The organism is Streptococcus sp. Marseille-Q6379 (assembly GCF_965119505.1).
In genome coordinates this window covers 836,647-854,678 of record NZ_CBCPLV010000001.1, presented here as the reverse complement: position 1 = coordinate 854,678, position 18,032 = coordinate 836,647, and the positions used below count along the sequence as shown (strand labels likewise).

The window sequence follows — 18,032 nt, the reverse complement described above, 5'->3', positions numbered from 1 at the left end:
ACATTAAAAAAGTTCTGTAGAACCATCATCCCCAAATCTTCTCAGTCAGCTTTTTAATTGTATACACGATTACCTTAAATTATACCAAAAAAGACTGTCAAAAGACAGTCTCAACCACCATAGTCAGGTGTTTTATATAGTTTCATTAATCGGTTGTATAAGTTTTTGAAACGACGTCCCAAGAATCGCTTGAACCGTCAATACCACCATAGGCTTCGAGTTGTCCCTTCTTATCTACACGGAAAAGAAGAACATCATTACCATAGGCATCATAAAGTTGAGCATAAACTAGGTTATCATCATCATCCGTCCATGAATAAACATTCCAACCTAGATTTTTATAATTTTCTCCAGTTGAACCTTGTTCTTTAGCATAGGTAGAAACAACCCAGTCTTCTAACTGTTGATCAGACAAAGATGAGGTATCAACTTGTGAGGATTGATTATCAGATGATGCTGCAGCTGCTTCCTTACTTTTTGCCAACTGACCGTTTTTCCATGGATTTGTTTCACTCTCTTTTTGGTTATTACTATACCACATCAAGGTAACAACAGGAATAACCACTGCAAGTACTGCAACAACTCCAATTACCCATCTAATGTTTTTAGGATCTTTGAGTTTGTCAAAACTCGAAACTTTTCTTCCCTTTGTAGTTTCATTTTTACGACGTCTAAATTCGCTCACAGCTTTTTCCTCTTTTTCTTGAAAGTAGTCCCTTTTTTTCTTTTCCTCTTGTTCCAAGAGCTTTTGCACTTCCCTACGACCCTGTGGATCACTCGTTTGAGCCAATGAAATCTGCAACTGAAAAATACGATTATCCAAAGCTTGCTCATATTCTTTGGCTGCTTCTCTATCACCATTATCAGCTAAGGCTCTCAGATACTCTTCATTACTGAATTCAGCCATTCACTAAATCGCTCCTGCTTCTAAATCGTTTCTTCTATTTTCTTAAAGCCTGAGACTTTTGTCAAGTTACTAGTTTGTAACAAATTCTTACAGCTGTAAAAAGCCGAAGAAAATCACATTCTCCAGCTTATTTCTTGGTTGTTTCTTTATAATACTTACAATAACTTTGAAGAGGACATGTCTGGCATTTAGGATTCTTAGCCAAGCAATGATAACGTCCAAAGAAAATCATACGGTGATGACTGATAATCCAATCCCTCTTAGGGATTTTCTTCATCAGTTCTGCTTCAATTTCCTCTACACTAGCATCCTCTGGCACGATATTTAGCCTCTTAGATACACGTGAGACATGCGTATCTACAGCAATAGAAGGGATGCCATAGACTTCAGCCAATACTACGTTAGCTGTTTTTCGTCCCACACCAGGTAGACTTTCCAATTCCTTATGCGTTTTCGGAACCTGTCCATCAAAATTCATTAAAACAGCTCTAGCAGTCTTGATGATGTTCTTTGCTTTATTTTTGTAAAGACCAATCGTTCGCAAACACATCTCAACGTCATCAAGATTAGCCGAAGCCAAATCCTCAATTTCTGGATAACGCGCCCACAAGCCTGGTGTAATCTTATTAACAGCCTTATCTGTTGTCTGGGCTGATAAAATAACAGCAACTAATAGCTGGAAAGGCGTTTCCCACTCCAACTCTCCATGAGCATTGGGAAACATCTCTCCCATGAGAGCTAGAGCCTCATTAACACGTTTTCTTCCTAACATTATTGGCCACCCCATAATTGACGGGCGGCATCCATTCCTGTTTTGAAGTCATCGGAAACCTGATGATGGTGCTTCTTACCTTGATGCTCCAAACGACGCTCTTCAACTTGAATTTTAGTTGTAATACCACTTAATTTCCAGTTACGAAGAACTCCTTTTATATAATTCCAATTTGTCTTGCGGTTAAATACTGCTTCTTTCAAAGCCTCACGGATAAGTTCGGGATCAGTATGTTCTTCTTGGATTTCCTTGTTTAAATCTTCGACAACCATAGGATTCAAGATTCCCAAAGCTTGTTCCAATTCATCTGTTAATTGCTTGATGAGCTGGGTATTTGTTGGCTGACCAACAACAGGCCCTGCCGTTGTCTTTTCATTGCTCACTAACTTGTCCAACACCGCCAAGGCAGGTGAGGCATCTACAACCATCTCAATTTCATTGTTAATCTTAATAGTCGTGAAATCAAGAAGTCCAGCCTCAGTCAATGTCGTAATACTTTTATTAACTTCAGTTGGCGTCTTCCCAGTTGCTTGCGCGATCTGACTAGAAGCCACTTCTCCAATCTGAGTTGTCGTTTGTAGATAGAGAAACTGCCAAACCAGAAAGTCATCCGCAGATGGGAAAATATCCTTAAAGTGGAAAAATAAAGCATTAGGAAGGACCAGATTACCTGATCGATACTGTTCAAAAAAACTCATATTTACCTTTCAGAGTAGCTAGACACCCCAAAAAGTCAAATGCTCTCACATAAGTCCTTTGAGACTGTCTACTACAAATAACCGTAGAATGAAAAATCGTCTTCCAACTCTTCTAAACGATAAGGTGTTTCTTGATATACCGCATAGTTAATCCAATTGCTAAAGAAAGCAGATGCCGCAAGATTCCAACGAAGTTTAGGCTCCTGACTTGGATCATCCTCTGGGAAATAGTTTGCCGGTACATCTGGATTAATGCCTGCATCCAAATCTCTTCGGTATTCTCTTGCCAGAGTATCACGGTCATATTCAAAATGACCAAAACTATATACTTCACGAAGATTCTTACTTGCTAGAATGGATAAGCCAACTTCTGGTCCTGACACAACAATATCTAAATCCGTCTTGTTTTTAATATCCTCGAGCCTAACCTCTGTATAGCGTGAGTGCGGTGACACAAAGCTATCATCAAAGCCATTCATAAGGAAGTTTTCAGGCATGTCAACAGTTTGTTTATAGATTCCAGATAATTTCTCTGACAATGGAACCTTGTCGACTCCATGCTTATAATAGAGACCTGCTTGAGCTCCCCAACACAGATGGAGGGTTGAATAAACATGCTTTTTAGACCAATCAAAAACTTGTGTTAATTCTTGCCAATAATCCACTTCCTCAAATGGCATTTGCTCAACAGGTGCACCTGTTACAATGAGACCATCATAATACTTATGCTTAATTTCATCAAAAGTCTTATAGAAAGTTTCCATATGTTCGGCATGTGTATTTTTTGACTTATGACTAGCCATATAAAGAAACTCGACGTTAATTTGAAGTGGCGTATTAGCTAAAAGACGTAGTAACTGAGTTTCTGTAACTTCTTTAGTTGGCATAAGATTTAGGATTAAGACCTCCATTGGTCGAATATCCTGGCTACTAGCTCTGTTCTCATCCATGATGAAGACATTTTCCGAACGCAATACATCAAGAGCTGGTAACTTATTATCAAGTTTTATAGGCATAACAATATCTCCATCCTTATTTATTCTATCTTCATATTATAAACCGGGGAGGTATTGTTATCAAATATATATTTTCTCTAGTTAGCTATAGCTTTAAACTATATTTAGAGGCCACCTTTGTTTTAAAAGAGTTAAAAAGGCCCTAAGGCCTTTGGTTAATTCATAGATAAATTTATCCTGGGAAGTTCATCAATACTTTAGTATCGTAACCTTCAATAGCCTCACGTCCATTAAGACCATCAAGTTCAATCAAGAAGGCACAGCCAGCAACGACACCACCTAGGCGCTCAATCATTTCAATTGTAGCTTTGACGGTACCACCAGTCGCCAAGAGATCATCAACGATAAGTACACGTTGACCTGGTTTGATTGCATCAGCATGCATACAAAGTGTATCGACACCATACTCTTTTTCGTAATCGGCTGAAATCACTTCGCGTGGCAATTTACCAGGTTTACGAACTGGAGCAAAGCCAATACCAAGTTCAAAAGCAACTGGACAACCAACGATGAAACCACGCGCTTCAGGACCAACAATCATGTCAATCTTCTTATCAGTCGCATACTGAACGATTTCACGGATAGCATAGCTATAAGCATTTCCATCAGCCATCAAAGGACTAATATCACGGAAAGTAACCCCTTCTTTAGGGTAGTTTTCAATAGATGCAATATAATCTTCTAATTTCATTTGTTCTTCCTACAGGCTTTTCGCCAAAAAATATTTACATACCATTATAGCATGAATCTTCAGATTTAGAAAATGCTAACCCTCATTTCAAGACGAATCCTTTGGATTAAGTACTCCCCCTACTTATAAAGCCAGTCATAAATTTCCTGTGGTGTCCCTAAAGCCATAAGTTCTTGGAACTTGACGAGATGTTTAAGATCTTGGAAAATCTTGCTGTCCTCAATCTCACGTTTTTCAGCTTCTTTATTGACTGTCATAACACCATTATCAATAGTCACAAAATCCAATTCATCAAAAATCTGAATCATCTTGATAAGGAGAATTTTATCAATTTTAAGGTAATGACTGAGGTCATCTAGTTTATAGCGGACATCAAATTCTGGAAATTGGTAGATGGTCTTATAAAGCCTTGCGAACTGCTCTCTGGTTCCATAGCCGGTCAGATAATAAGCCTGTTTGATGCTATTCTTAAAGTATATCGCTTGGAAATCCTTACCTTCAAACCACTCTTTTACTTCTGTCGCTGAATCAGGTAAGGTGTTGAGGACAACCGCAGGTTCAGTGTCTGATGCTTCTTCTACCGTTGGTAGGCCTTCAGGTAGTGCCATATTTTTTGAGCGAAAATCAAATAACTGAACACCATCCACACGCGCATCTTCTAGCATGAGCTGGAGCGTTGTCTGACTATTCCATACATTAACGGACAGGGTCACTGCTAATTCCAACCCCTGAGCTTGTTGAAATTCTTGAAGCAAATGACCTTTATTAAAGGCCACAACATCAAAACTATCCTTTCCTTGCTTAACCTTAAACTTAAGATGGGCTCCATTTTGTCCCATTGTCCTAGCTTGAGTAACGGTAATGTCATGTAGCCAAAAGACTGGCTTTTTATTATCCATACCAAAAGGTGCTAGTTTTTCTAGGCTCTTAATGGTATCCAAGCTAAGCTCACTGAGTTGGAGCTCCTCGTCTAAATTAAGCGTGTTTTTAGCGCTTGTATCGATGTTATTGTCATAGACATAATTGCACAATATATCTGAGAGTTGACCAAGATTTTCCTCCGGAAGGGTCATCCCAGCCGCTCCAGCATGTCCTCCAAAAGCAGTAAAGATGTCCCGGTGATCATCAAGGGCATGGAAGATATTGATTGATTCCAAACTACGGGCTGATCCCTTAGCCAAGCCATCTTCAATATTCAAAACCACTACTGTCTGGCTGATTTGTTCCATGATGCGCCCAGCCACAATACCTAGAACGCCAGGATGCCAACCTTCCTTGGCCAAAACCTGAACAGGTTTGTCCAAATCCACCATAGTCATGGCTTCATCAAAGATTTTTTGAACAACTTCCTTACGTTCTTCATTTTTAGCATTGATTTCCAGAGCAATGGCTTGGGCTTCTTCATCGTCAAATCCGGTCAGCAGTTCAATGGCTGGATTTGGATCATCTAAGCGCCCCAAAGCATTGAGTTGAGGGGCCAGTTTAAATCCTACCGTTTCTTCAGAAATCGTTGTTGGGTCTACATCTGAAATACGGAGTAACTCTTGCAGTCCAATACGCTCAGTAGTCTTTAGAATTTCCAGGCCGACCTTGACCATAATACGATTTTCATCCGTTAGGCTAACCATATCGGCAATGGTACCAATGGCTACCAAGTCCAACATCTCAGTAGGAATAGTTTCAAGGAGGGCAGTTGCCAATTTGAAAGCTACACCACATCCTGCCAAATACTTAAAAGGATAATCGGCATCTGGATGCTCTGGATGGACAATGGCGTAGGCATCTGGAAGTTGTGCCGGCATACTATGGTGGTCTGTAACGATAACGTCCACACCTTGCTCTTGCGCATAAGCAATAGCCTCATTACCCGCTACCCCATTATCCACTGTAACAATGAGTGAAATGCCTTCCTGCTCAATGAAATACTTGTAGACACTTTCGTTTGGCCCATAACCATCTGTAAAACGGTTAGGCAAATAGACTCGAGCCTCAGCGCCCAGCATTTCAAGGGCTTCCTTGACAATCGATGCTGATGTCATCCCATCCGCATCATAGTCTCCATAGACTAAGATTTGCTCATAATTTTCAATGGCCTGACGAATTCTAGCCACTGCCTTGTCCATATCATGAAGAAGATATGGATCATGAAGGTGTGATAGATCAGCCTTAAGAAAGTCTTCAAGGGCTTCTTCTGTCGTCACGCCACGTTCATAGGCAATCTTGGCTGCTGTTTCTGCCAGCCCATGTTCTTTGGCAAGTTTAAAAAAGCCAGCATCTGGCTCTTTTGTGTTTATTTTCCAATCATACGTTGATGTAATCATGTTTTTATATTTTCTCCCTGTCATCTAGTCTATCTATTATATCATGAATAAATTTATCATAGTGGATAGAAGCCTAAGTTTCCTAAAAAGAGAATGGAAAACATCGTAAGTTGCTTAGACTTGCGGTACATTTCCAATCAAGCCCTGCTTTTCTAGACAAAATAAAAGACTGAGTATTGCTCCTTATTTGACTTATGTTTTCTCAGATATTCCTTTCTTCTCTTCCTTTTATATAACTCAATTCTACTATCACTTTCAAGCAACATAAGGAAAAGCAAGAAAAAGATTCCCTATTTGGAAATCCTTTACATCAATATTTATAAATCATCCCTGTACAAGCTTGCTCTGAAAGTTCGACAAAGCCCAGAGATTGGTAAAAGGCTAGATTTTTCTCGCTACGATCAGTTGCAAGGAGCTTTTGATAGACATTGGGGAAAGTCCCTAAAGCCTCTTCTAAGAGTTTCGTTCCGATGCCTTGGCGTTGGTGATCTGGTCGCACCAAGAGGTCCTGTACAAAAATGACAGAGTGGCCATCTCCTACCAAGCGAATGTAGGCTACTAACTCTTCCTCATCATAGACTGCCAACTGCCAGAGACTGGCTTTGACAGCTTCTTCTAGCATAGCTGGGTTGTTGGTATAATTGGTCCAACCGACTGAACTGTACAGTGCGAGTAGGTCTGTCATCTCTGGAATCTCTTGTTTGTACTCTAACATCTTAACTCCTTTTTAATCTATAGTGCTGGAAGAAGGCGATATCCCGATAAGGGGACTCTTGGCAGACCGCCAGCTCCATCTTGAGCATAGACTCTCGCCATCCCTCTTGGTCTTTGAAGCGATTATCCTGCAAGGCATAAAAGACACGGATTCCTTGGTAGTCTTTATTTTCAAGAGCTAGATTTTCTATTACTGCATCTAGATCATAGGCTTGAGCCAAACCCATGGAGTGGGTTTCCAGATCTTGGCCTGCTAGTAAATCGAGGGCCTTCTGAGTATCATTTTCAAAGACGACGGTCTGTAGGACTCGGCCGACTTCATTGTGCTTGACGATAGAGAGCAGGCCTCCTGGTTTCAAGAGGCGGATGAATGCCTTGAGAACAGCCTTGCGATCCTCTACATATTCCAAAACGTTGTGACAGAGGATGACATCAAAGCTGGCATCTTCAAGGCTTGCCAACTGGTCCAGACTTCCGACTAGTTGTTGGTAGGTGTGATCTTGGGTACGCAAGGCCACCATTTCTTCATTAGGCTCCACAGCAAGGACTTTATTTTCTTGCGCTAGGTGGTTGGCTACAAGGCCAAAGCCACTACCAAAATCAATCACTCGCTTTCCCTTGATGTCCTGTAATTGGTCAAAAAGAATATCATAATAGATTTGACCCCAGGGTTGCTGGAGATTTTCTAAATAGGCTTGGATATTTGCGGCCATCTAGTATCCTCCTATTTGTAGTTAAACACATTGGTAGCTAGTTTGTCCGAGATGTGTGGAAATAGCGTATAGCCTTTATGGGCAACTGCTAAGAGTCGTGGTAGATTGACTTCACGTTTATTTTTGCCCAGAATACGGACAATCTTTTTAGCCATGTATTTAGGACTGAGGACAAATTTCTTAACACTCTCAAGATAAGCTCCAGAGGGATCAGCTTGATTGAAGAAAGATGTCTCAATTGGACCAGGATTGACCGTTGTCACATAGACTCCCTTATCAGCAAGCTCTAAACGAAGGGCATCTGAAAAGCCAATTACCGCAAACTTTGTCGCTGCATAAACACTTGAATTGGCTGTCGCAATTTTTCCCGCCATACTAGCAATATTAACGATATGCCCATTGCCCTGTTCCACCATTTTCTCAGCCATCAGACGTGAAAAGGTCATCGTCGCAAAGGTATTGATATCAAACATATCACGGACTTCTTGGCTAGTGTAGTTATCATAAGACTTGAATTCACCGTAACCAGCATTATTGATAAAGACATCAATACGTCCAAATCGTTGATAGAGATAATCGACCATCTCTTTAATGGCCTTGTCGTCTCTAAGATCAATGGCAAGGCAAGTTTTATTTTCCACATGGCGATAACATTTCTCAAGTTTGGCCTTGTCTCGTCCTAAGAGGATAATACCATCACTGGGTGAGAGCTGCTTGACAATTTCTTGAGCAAGGCCTCCTGAGGCACCAGTAATAGCAATAATACGTTGTTTAGCCATTAAATCTCTACCTCTTCCAAGTCACGAACGATGTGGGTGTTTTCGAAAATTGTTTTAGCATCTGCTGCCATCTTACCGATATCACGCCCCAAGAAACGTGCTGATAGGTGATTTAGAAGAAGGCGTTTAGCTGACGCATCTTTAGCGACCTGTGCTGCTTGCATATTGGTTGAATGCCCATGGCTCTTGGCAATTTTTTCATCACCCTTACCATAAGTAGCCTCGTGAACTAAGACATCTGCCCCCAATCCAAGACGAACACTGGCATTTGTCTTACGGGTGTCACCTAAGATAGTGATAACTTTACCTTTCTTAGGCGCGGAAATGAAGTCCTTGGCAATGATTTTCGTTCCATCTTCAAGAACCACATCTTGACCATTCTTAATTTGACCAAAAAGTGGTCCAAATGGCACACCTGCTGCTTTAAGAGCCTCAGCATCCAAAGTTCCTTCAAGATCCTTTTGAACCACACGGTAACCAACACAAAAAATGGTGTGATCCAACTTATCTGCATAAACCGCAAACTTGTCATTTTCCATAACCAAGCCTAGCTTATGCTCATCAATTTCCTTAAAATGCACATGATAAGGTAAACGTGTCCCCGAGGTACGAAGGCTAGTCATGACGTATTGCTTAATACCAACTGGACCATAAACTTCAAGGTCAGTTTGTTCTTCACTAGATTGGAAAGAACGACTAGCCAAGAAACCAGGTAGACCGAAGATATGGTCCCCGTGCATATGTGTGATAAAGATTTTTTTAACTTTACGAGGTTTGATTGTTGTTTCTAAAATCTGACGTTGGGTTCCTTCCCCACAGTCAAACATCCAGACTTCGTTGATTTCATCGAGTAGCTTCAAAACTAGACTCGATACATTACGAGCCTTGGATGGCTGTCCGGCGCCCGTCCCTAAAAATTGTAATTCCATGACTTTCTATACTTTCTATCTATCGTTTTTCTTATTTCTGGACAATATAAGCCAGGCATTCACGCTGAGCAAAGTCATAATAAACGGTTTGCCCTTTATATTGAGACAAAAGCTCCACTAATTCATCTTGATTAAAGCTAGCCAACTTAATGACATTTCCCTTCAGTTTAGTTACACGACTTAGTAACTGAGTCTCTGGTGTCAACTCTTCCAACACTTCTTCATCAAAGTAAACCTTGGCCATTTTAATTTGAGTTCCTTCAAGATAAAACTTATACTGTGGGAAAACTTGAGCAAGCTCAAACAAAATACTAGCCGTTGGAACCTCTGAATGCTCTGCAAAGACTAGGGCAACTTCATCTGCATTTTCATAGCAAAAACCGTAAGATTTTCCTGAAAGATTGAGACGAATAAAAGGCTTGTGCTCATCAAAAGATGGTGCAGGGTTAAAGAGGTTCAACTCTTTTGAAAGTTCCAAGTAGTAATCCGTCGCTGCTTCAGGAGATTGTTTCTGGTAGATCTCTGCAAAATAAGCATTAATCACGCTCGGTGGTGGTGTAATGAAGGCCAATTTTTGACTGTCTGAAAGATCTGACAAGGTATTTTCCAGATAGACCTTATCTAAACTTGTAAAACCACCATATTTTAAAGCTAAATCCATATAATCAGTCATAAAATTCTTCCAATTTCCATTTATTTTTCGGTGAAATATAACCTGTGATTTCTTCCACTTCTGTCTCAAAAGTGTAGCTATCTAGCAAGGCCAATTGACTCAACTGATAAAGTTTATAAGCTTGATCCTGATGTACCTTAATACTAAAGGGTTCAAAAATCTGTTGAATTTCATCAATCAAGAGTCTTCTGAGGGCCTCACGACTTCCCTTGTCACGTGCTGAGAGGCGAACATTAGGAAAGACTGTTGCTACTAGATTATCAGCTACATCCATCTTATTGTAGATTGCTAGGCGAGGAATATCAGTCATGTCTAAGTCTTTGAGAATGTCTAAGACCACCTTTTCATGCTCTTCATGATTAGGATCACTCGCATCAATGACATGCAAAAGGAGGTCCACATTACGACTTTCTTCAAGCGTTGACTTAAAGGCAGCAACCAATTCTGTTGGCAAATCCTGGATAAAACCAACCGTATCTGTCAAGGTCACTTGAAACTGATCTTTTAAGTAAATTTTCTTAGTCGTTGCATCCAAGGTCGCGAAAAGTTCATTGGCCTCATACTGCTTATCATCCGTCATAAGGTTCATGATTGTTGACTTCCCAGCATTGGTGTAACCTATCAAGCCAATTTTAAAGGTACTTGAATCAACACGCTTTTCGCGAATGGTTTCTCGGTTCTTCTCAACAATCTTTAACTGGCGTTCAATATCGGCTATCTGGTTACGAATCGAACGACGATTGAGCTCCAACTGACTTTCACCAGGTCCACGACTACCAATGCCCCCTGCTTGACGGCTGAGCATAATCCCTTGACCAGCCAAACGAGGCAACATGTACTTAAGCTGAGCTAGGTGAACCTGAAGTTTACCTTCATGGCTTCTAGCCCTCATGGCGAAGATATCCAGAATTAATTGCATGCGATCAATAACTTTTACGCCAAATGCAGCTTCCAGATTGGTATTTTGACGAGGCGTTAAACGGTTATTGACGATGACAGTGCTAATCTCATCCGCATCCACCATGGCCTTGATTTCTTCTAATTTTCCTGAACCCACGAAAGACTTACTATCATAGCGTTCACGTTTTTGGGTATAGCTAGCTACAACCTCTGCCCCTGCAGTTTTGGCAAGACTGGCAAGTTCCTCCATCGACATGTCAAAATGCTCTGTCTCTTGCAATTCAACACCTACTAAAATAGCACGTTCTTGCTGTTTGGCTGTCTCTATCATAGCAATCCCCTTTTCGAAATAGTTGACTTCTATTATACCATAGGCAGGGGCAAAGAAAAGGTCACAGACCTTAATTTTTTTCAAAGAAAAACAAGTTGGATTAACCAACTTGCTTCTTCTTAATGTTTACGGGTCGGTTTCTTTTTTGAACCCTTACGACGCTTGCCTTGATGAATGCTTGGCGTATTTTGAGAAATGGTTTGACGCATTTTCTCAGTGGCCTTATCAACCTTATCTTTAGCCTTGCCCAATTCTTGAGAGGCCTTAGTAACACTCTTCGAAGACTTGTTCTTCTTAGACTTACTCTTAGAAACAGGTTTCACTTGACTAGTTCCAGACGTACGCATCCGACGAGACATTGCCAAGAGAATTTTATTTTCCTCGTTGAGATTGGTTTGATACGCCATCGAAAGCACCAAACCAACACCAATCAAGTTAGAGATGAGTGATGATCCCCCTTGGGAAATGAAGGGTAAAGGAATACCTGTCAAAGGAAGAATTCCCACTGCTGCCCCAATATTTTCAAAAATATGGAAGACAATCATCATGATAAAACCTGTCGAAATAAAGGTATAGAAACGATTGTTAGACCTGAATGTCACCCGCAACATACGATAAATAAGGAAGAGATAGGTTAGAAGAACCAATCCACCACCTACCAAACCAAAGTCTTCCGCAATAACTGTGAAAATCATGTCACTCTCACGAACTGGTACGTTCAACTCCAGATGATTAAAGCCTTTACCATAGATTCCTCCAGTACCAATCGAAATCATCCCCTGTGTCTGTTGAAAGGCGATACCATCTGCATAAGTGAAGGGATCCAACCAAGCTGAGATACGGTTAATCTGGTAGGTTTGTACCCCCATCTTGAGCATAGCTTCCTTACCCCAATCTGTGGTAAATACCATTACAAACAAGCCTAATCCCACTGCAAAAGCTAGAACTACCGGCAAGATAATACGCCAGGATATCCCCGAAACAACTATTATACCTGCTAAAATAGCGAGGAAGACTAAGGCTGTCCCCATATCACCTTGAAGAACCAGTAAACCTAGGACAGGAAGCGTGACCGCTACATATTGGAAAAGTAGCAACCAGTCATCCTGAAGGTTGGTCACTTCCTTTCCTTGTTTAGCCCAAACACCTATTCTCGATAGAAAAAGGATGTAGGATATCTTCATAAACTCAGATGGTTGGAAAAGGGTTACTGATCCAATACTGACCCAGTTTTTTGCCCCTGTCGAGGCAACCAAAGCAGGGGAATAGAAAACGAGAGGTAGAACCATAAGCCCCAGGCCAAACATATAGAGCCAGGGGGTTGCCTTCCAAAGAAACTCTGTATTAAATAACATGACAACAAAAGCAAGTACTGAACCTAGAAAAATCCATAGTACTTGCTGAGACATGACTTGCACAAGATTCTTTGGGTAATCAAAATTTGTTGCGATAAATACCGAGATCAGACCAACCAGTAGTAGGATAAGGACTGGCAAGAGAATCGAGTAATCTATCCGACTTTCAATAGTATTTTTTGACTTAGCCATGTGTACTCCAAAATAAAGATTTAGCAAGAGTTATTATACCACTTTTTGGCCAGACAAATGACCTGAATGTATAAAAGTTTGACAATTTTTTACGAAAAAAGCAACCACAAAAGTGATTGACTTCTTTCATTCATTAATCTTAATTTGACACGTAGCCTTTACCTTGGGCGTTAAAGTATATCCATTGCCCTGAAGGAATTTTAACCCAACGATTAATAGCCTTTTCCCCTGTATGAACATCATAGTAAGAGATTGAACCATCAGGATTCGTAGCTGTGGCACCCTTCACTTGTTTACCAGTTTGGTCAAAGTAAAGGTTTTGGCCGTTGATAGTCTGTTCGCCAACAACAACTTCACCCTTGACATCAGCATAATACCAGTTGTTATCTCCAGTAGTGAAGAAGGTTGAGACTAACTTATCACCAGTAGCTCCATGGTAATATGAGCGACTGCCATTAGCGTTTGTTGCAAAGGCACCTTTGACCTGTTTACCATCAGTACCAAAGAAGAGTTTTTGACCGTTGATTACTTGAGCTCCAGTAACGACATTACCCTTATCATCAGCATAATACCATTTATCATGACCAGTAGTGAAGAAGGTAGAAACCATCTTATCACCAGTATCCCAGTGGTAGAATGAACGACTACCGTCAGTGTTCGTTACGAAGCCACCCTTAACTTGACGACCATTAGCATCAAAATAGAGATGTTGACCATTGATAACTTGTGCACCTGTCACATTACGACCATGTGAGTCTGCGTAGAACCAGTTATTGTCCCCAGTAGTATAGAAGCCTGGTGTATGTGCCTTAGTCACAACACCCTTAGCATCGATATTAAAGGTTTGACCATCAACTACTAATGATGTATCAACAAGTTTCACACCTGTGATTGTATCGTAGTATGAAGTCGTACCATCAGGATTGTTCACGAACTCACCTTTAACTTGCTTACCTGACTCATCAAAGTAGAGCTCGTCACCATTGATGGTTTGGGCACCACGAAGAACATCACCTTCATTGTTTGCATAGTATGTGGCATCACCAACTTGGAAGAAGCGGTTCTTAACTTGAACACCTTTTTCATTGAAGTAAAGGTTTTGTTTACCTACCTTAGTAAATCCAGTGGCAACATAGCCCTTATCATTAGCGTAGTACCAGTTACCATCTTGTTCAAAGAAGCCTGAGTACTTACGTTCACCTGAATCACCACAGAAGAACATCAAATGGCCGTCTTTTGTAGGAATGAAGATACCTTTAGCTTGGTAACCATTGTCATAGAAGTATTTTTCCTTACCTTCTACTTCAGTCAAACCAGTAGCCATGATGCCACCTTTGAAGAAGTATTGATAGAATTTTTCTTCCTTACCACTATCATCTTTAACGGTAACTTCTTTCCAACCAGTTTGAGTCGTCAATTTACCTGACTTACCATAAACCAATGATTGACCTTTGGCATTTTTAATAACACCATCAGTAAACATAACACCATTTGGCAAGAAGAAATAGTTTGAACCGTCGATAGCTTGTTCACCAGTTACAAGGTAACCCTTATCGTTAAAGTAGTACTGTTTGCCATTATATGTCACAAATTGACTCTTAGCTTGAGTACCAGATGTTGTGTAATAAGTTACCCCTGTACCATCATAAGCAAATCCAGTTTTAGCTTTTGTATCACCAGTCAAGGCTGCTGGAAGGAAGGTACCTTTATCGTTAACGGTGAAGTACAATTTACCATCGCTGAGAACGTAGTCAGAACCATGTTTTTGGATATTTGTACCGTTAAAGTACTTAGCTTCCCATTGTTTAATCTTCACAGATGGATCAATTGTCTTACCTGACGCTTCCATAACTTCTTTGAAGATTTCTGGATAAAGTTTTTGAAGTTTATCCAGGAAAGCACCACCATACTGTGCTTGGAAATCATTTCCTGATGACTTAGTATTTGTCACATAGAGTTTATTAACCAAGCTAGTATCATCAAGCACCTTACCATGTGTATCTGTACGAGTAGCTGTTACTACTTCTTTACCTGGGAGGGTATACAATTGGTCTGGAACCCAGTCAGCAATGACTTGAATACCTTGTTTGTGAAGAGCCTTAAGGGCATCACGAAGATCTTCTTTTGAACCGTATTTATTGTTTTTGCTCATGGCAAAGTCATAACGGTCTGTGAAGGCATAACCATTCTCAATAATAGAATCAAGGAAAGTTCCATCCTTAGATGAGACATATTGAGGTGCAATTTCAAATGACGTAATGCCCCATGACTTGAAGAGGTCTGCATTAGCTGCAATCAATTTATTAGTGTATTGACTATCTTCTTTAACAAAGTCTTGGAAGTTTGAGAAACCTTCGTAAATCACTTGTGCTTCAAGTGCTGCAGAAGAGCTATAAACCTTATCCCCTTCTTTGTAGGCTTTTGTTGATGGTTTAGCAAGAACGTTTTGATCGTCAGTCGCACCTACTGGTACCCAAACTGAAAGGTAACCACTCATATCAACAGTCTTAAAGCCTTTGATTTCATCAGCTGTGAAGACAAGATTTCCTTGTGCATCTGTATATTTAACAACCTTAGTATCTGAATCATTCAATGATGACACGATACCTTTATCCGTACCAAGCAAGAGTGGACGGTAGGCTTGGTTCTTGTGGGCTACACCCATATTTACAGTAATTGTTTCACCATCTGCTAATTTCAAATCTGGGTTATTAGCAATAAGGGTCAACATACCAGAATTGCGGCCGTATTTTCCACCTTCTGTATCTGTCTTAGACATCAAATCTTGACCATAACGGACAGAGACAAGAACTTCTTTATTATCTTTCGCAGATGACACCCCATCACCAGCAAGGTTGTGGATATAAGATGTTTGTCCACCAGCTACATACTTAGGACGTGCTTTAAGAAGGGTTGTGATTTGATCAAAGTATGGTGATTTCTTAGCCATGTACTGACCATTATCAGTATACAAATCTCCGTAATAAACACGTGTTGCTGCACCCATTGTTTGAAGCATCAAAGCATAGGCTGCAGGAATATTTGAATGCGTATATTCCTTATCAACTTTCAACATATCAGCATTATAAATGTCAAAAGCTTGTTTCAATTGATCTAATGTAAAAGTAAATCCATCTGTTGTAGGATCAATTTTTTTGCTGATAATGTCTGCGATAACCGTTTGAACTTCTGAGTCGTGTGCACGAACAAAGAGATAGGTTGCAAAACCAAGTTGATCATATGATGTAACTTCCGCACGGTTTGAAAGACCGAAATAACCACCGTTAATAAGGTCCTTCATTGATGCATTACGAGCACCTGTACCTTTATTAGTTACTGGACGAGTCAATCCATGAACAATAGACAAACGGAGACCATTATCCATAGAAAGGGCAGCTGTATTATGTTCGTCCACATAATATGGGTCGTTTTGAGACCAAGCTTCAAGAATTGAGATATTAGCAAGGGCACGTGCTTCAGACTCATTGACCTTGTAAGCAGCCTTCATGTATGAAGACACTAATTGAAGCATATCGATGCTGACATTGTCCACAGCATCAACACGGATACCATCAAAGTGAGCATCTTTGTCCTTGTCACCAAAGACGATTTGTCCCCAGTTCATGAAGTAATACAATTGGTTAAGCATTTCAGCTTGCACAATTGGGTTTGAGTTATCGATATCGCTTGAAAGCAAGAACTCATAACCAGCATCACTACCACTCTTGATCTTATCGTTTGCCAAACGACTTGTTGCCGTTTGGTCAAGTTTACGGTAGTCTGAGTTAGCCCACTTCGTTAAATCACTATTAACAAAGAGGAGAGCCCCTTTTTGGAAGTGTTCTTTACCTGGAGATTCAGAGTTAATGTTCCATTTATCTTGGTCTTTAACAAAGGCCTCGATTGACTGACGTAACCAGTCTGTTGACTTATTAGCAGCAATCTTAACCTCAATCTTACGTTGAATGATTTGAGCAGCGGCATTCAAGCTAGCTTGAGAATTTTCAATCGTAAAGACATCTTTTGTTTCTTCACCATTGCTAAGAGCCTTAGTCATGTAGTTCAAGTAAGCTACTTGAGTATCCTTATCAGGCCACCAAGACATCAAAAGTGGACGAAAATCTTTTTCAGTTGACGCTTTCCAAGTTGTTCCTGCTTCAAGGATTTCTTTTGGACGGTACCAACTATCAGCTGTTAAATAACCATCAACAAGTTCAAAACTTGCCTTTGTCGAGTCATAAGCAGCATTGTTTTTAGTAAAATCAGTGACAAGATTTGTTGTTTCTTGTGTGAATGAATAAGTTGATGTGCTTGAAAGGGCACCATTTTCATCAAAATAAAGGACCTGACCATTTACAGTAATGGCAAAGTTTTTCTTGTGTGATCCATCTTCTAGAAGATAGTAATATTTACCATCTTTTTCCTTTTTAATATTATCGAGTGAGACTGCAGCCTTAATCTCAGCTTCAGAAAGCTCTTTAGACTTCTCAGCCGTTGGAGCAGCTACTCCAGCATTTGCAGCTACTTCCGATGTTGTAGCTGTTTCTGGTTTAGCTACTACTTCTGGCTTAGCAGTCGTTTCAGGTTTAGCTTCAGTATCTACTGTTGCAGCTCTATCTGCAGTCACTCCAGCACTCGGTTGAACTAGTGTTTCAGCTGGTTTGTCAGCAGTAACTGACGCATTGGCTGTCGTTGTGGCATTTGCAATACTTGCCACCTCTGTTGTTGCACTAACTTCTTTCTCAACTACAGGATTTGTATTTTCCCCGACTGTAGTTATTGAAGGTGAGGCATTAGAGTTATTTATTTCTTCTGCCGAAACAAGTGAAGACGTGGTAACACTAGCACCAACAATGGTAGCCAAGGCTGCTGAAGCAACCGCTAAAGTAACCCATTGCTTCTTCACTTTGTGCAGTTTATAGCGTACTTTATTTTCCATATTCAATTTTTCCCCAATATTTTTTGTCTAAAAATCTACACCTTAAAGACTCATTTATTATATCTTTTTTTTAGCGATACTGTCAATAATTCTGTATAAACA

The 18,032-nt window shown here is 40.3% G+C and carries 13 protein-coding genes and 1 pseudogene; all 14 read right to left on the bottom strand.

Features of this window, described 5'->3' with window-relative positions:
• Positions 1 to 145 precede the first annotated feature (145 nt).
• Positions 146 to 907: a hypothetical protein gene (locus ACWPVZ_RS04285; RefSeq protein ID WP_002890759.1), complete on the bottom strand. Its 762-nt coding sequence runs from the start codon at positions 905 to 907 to the stop codon at positions 146 to 148.
• Positions 908 to 1,034: 127 nt separating this feature from the next.
• Entirely contained in the window at positions 1,035 to 1,679 is a 645-nt protein-coding gene (nth, locus tag ACWPVZ_RS04280) for an endonuclease III (RefSeq protein WP_002884001.1), read from the bottom strand.
• Positions 1,679 to 2,377 (bottom strand): DnaD domain-containing protein, encoded by a 699-nt coding sequence (locus ACWPVZ_RS04275; RefSeq protein ID WP_002890756.1) that lies wholly within the window; start codon positions 2,375 to 2,377, stop codon positions 1,679 to 1,681. Before ACWPVZ_RS04275 ends, nth begins: the two co-directional genes overlap by 1 nt.
• Positions 2,378 to 2,448: 71 nt before the next feature.
• Complete coding sequence (gene metA / locus ACWPVZ_RS04270) at positions 2,449 to 3,393, bottom strand: homoserine O-acetyltransferase MetA (protein ID WP_060972377.1); 945 nt, start codon at positions 3,391 to 3,393, stop codon at positions 2,449 to 2,451.
• 172 nt (positions 3,394 to 3,565) lie between these two features.
• Positions 3,566 to 4,084 carry an adenine phosphoribosyltransferase gene (locus tag ACWPVZ_RS04265; protein WP_004182660.1) on the bottom strand — a complete coding sequence of 173 codons (519 nt, stop codon included), beginning with the start codon at positions 4,082 to 4,084 and terminating at the stop codon, positions 3,566 to 3,568.
• 119 nt (positions 4,085 to 4,203) lie between these two features.
• Positions 4,204 to 6,405: a single-stranded-DNA-specific exonuclease RecJ gene (recJ, locus tag ACWPVZ_RS04260; RefSeq protein ID WP_454381076.1), complete on the bottom strand. Its 2,202-nt coding sequence runs from the start codon at positions 6,403 to 6,405 to the stop codon at positions 4,204 to 4,206.
• A 310-nt stretch (positions 6,406 to 6,715) separates the two neighbouring features.
• A complete protein-coding gene (locus ACWPVZ_RS04255; protein WP_014634313.1) occupies positions 6,716 to 7,120 on the bottom strand; it encodes a GNAT family N-acetyltransferase in 405 nt (134 codons plus the stop codon).
• A 1-nt stretch (position 7,121) separates the two neighbouring features.
• Positions 7,122 to 7,832, bottom strand: a complete 711-nt coding sequence (locus tag ACWPVZ_RS04250; RefSeq protein ID WP_454381074.1) for a class I SAM-dependent methyltransferase — start codon at positions 7,830 to 7,832, stop codon at positions 7,122 to 7,124.
• Positions 7,833 to 7,843: 11 nt separating this feature from the next.
• A complete protein-coding gene (locus tag ACWPVZ_RS04245; RefSeq protein WP_454381072.1) occupies positions 7,844 to 8,611 on the bottom strand; it encodes an SDR family NAD(P)-dependent oxidoreductase in 768 nt (255 codons plus the stop codon).
• Positions 8,611 to 9,540, bottom strand: coding sequence for a ribonuclease Z (gene rnz / locus ACWPVZ_RS04240; RefSeq protein ID WP_201041214.1), 930 nt, complete (start codon positions 9,538 to 9,540; stop codon positions 8,611 to 8,613). The genes ACWPVZ_RS04245 and rnz overlap by 1 nt, the downstream gene beginning before the upstream one ends.
• A gap of 31 nt (positions 9,541 to 9,571) precedes the next feature.
• Positions 9,572 to 10,213: a cystathionine beta-lyase gene (locus ACWPVZ_RS04235; protein WP_454381070.1), complete on the bottom strand. Its 642-nt coding sequence runs from the start codon at positions 10,211 to 10,213 to the stop codon at positions 9,572 to 9,574.
• On the bottom strand, positions 10,206 to 11,444 hold the full coding sequence (gene hflX, locus ACWPVZ_RS04230; protein WP_037601066.1) for a GTPase HflX: 1,239 nt from the start codon (positions 11,442 to 11,444) through the stop codon (positions 10,206 to 10,208). Before hflX ends, ACWPVZ_RS04235 begins: the two co-directional genes overlap by 8 nt.
• Positions 11,445 to 11,821: 377 nt before the next feature.
• Positions 11,822 to 12,991, bottom strand: a pseudogene (locus ACWPVZ_RS04225) (FtsW/RodA/SpoVE family cell cycle protein); the annotation flags it as partial.
• Between the two features lie 139 nt (positions 12,992 to 13,130).
• Positions 13,131 to 17,930 (bottom strand): glycoside hydrolase family 70 protein, encoded by a 4,800-nt coding sequence (locus ACWPVZ_RS04220; RefSeq protein ID WP_454381068.1) that lies wholly within the window; start codon positions 17,928 to 17,930, stop codon positions 13,131 to 13,133.
• Between the last annotated feature and the right edge of the window lie 102 nt (positions 17,931 to 18,032).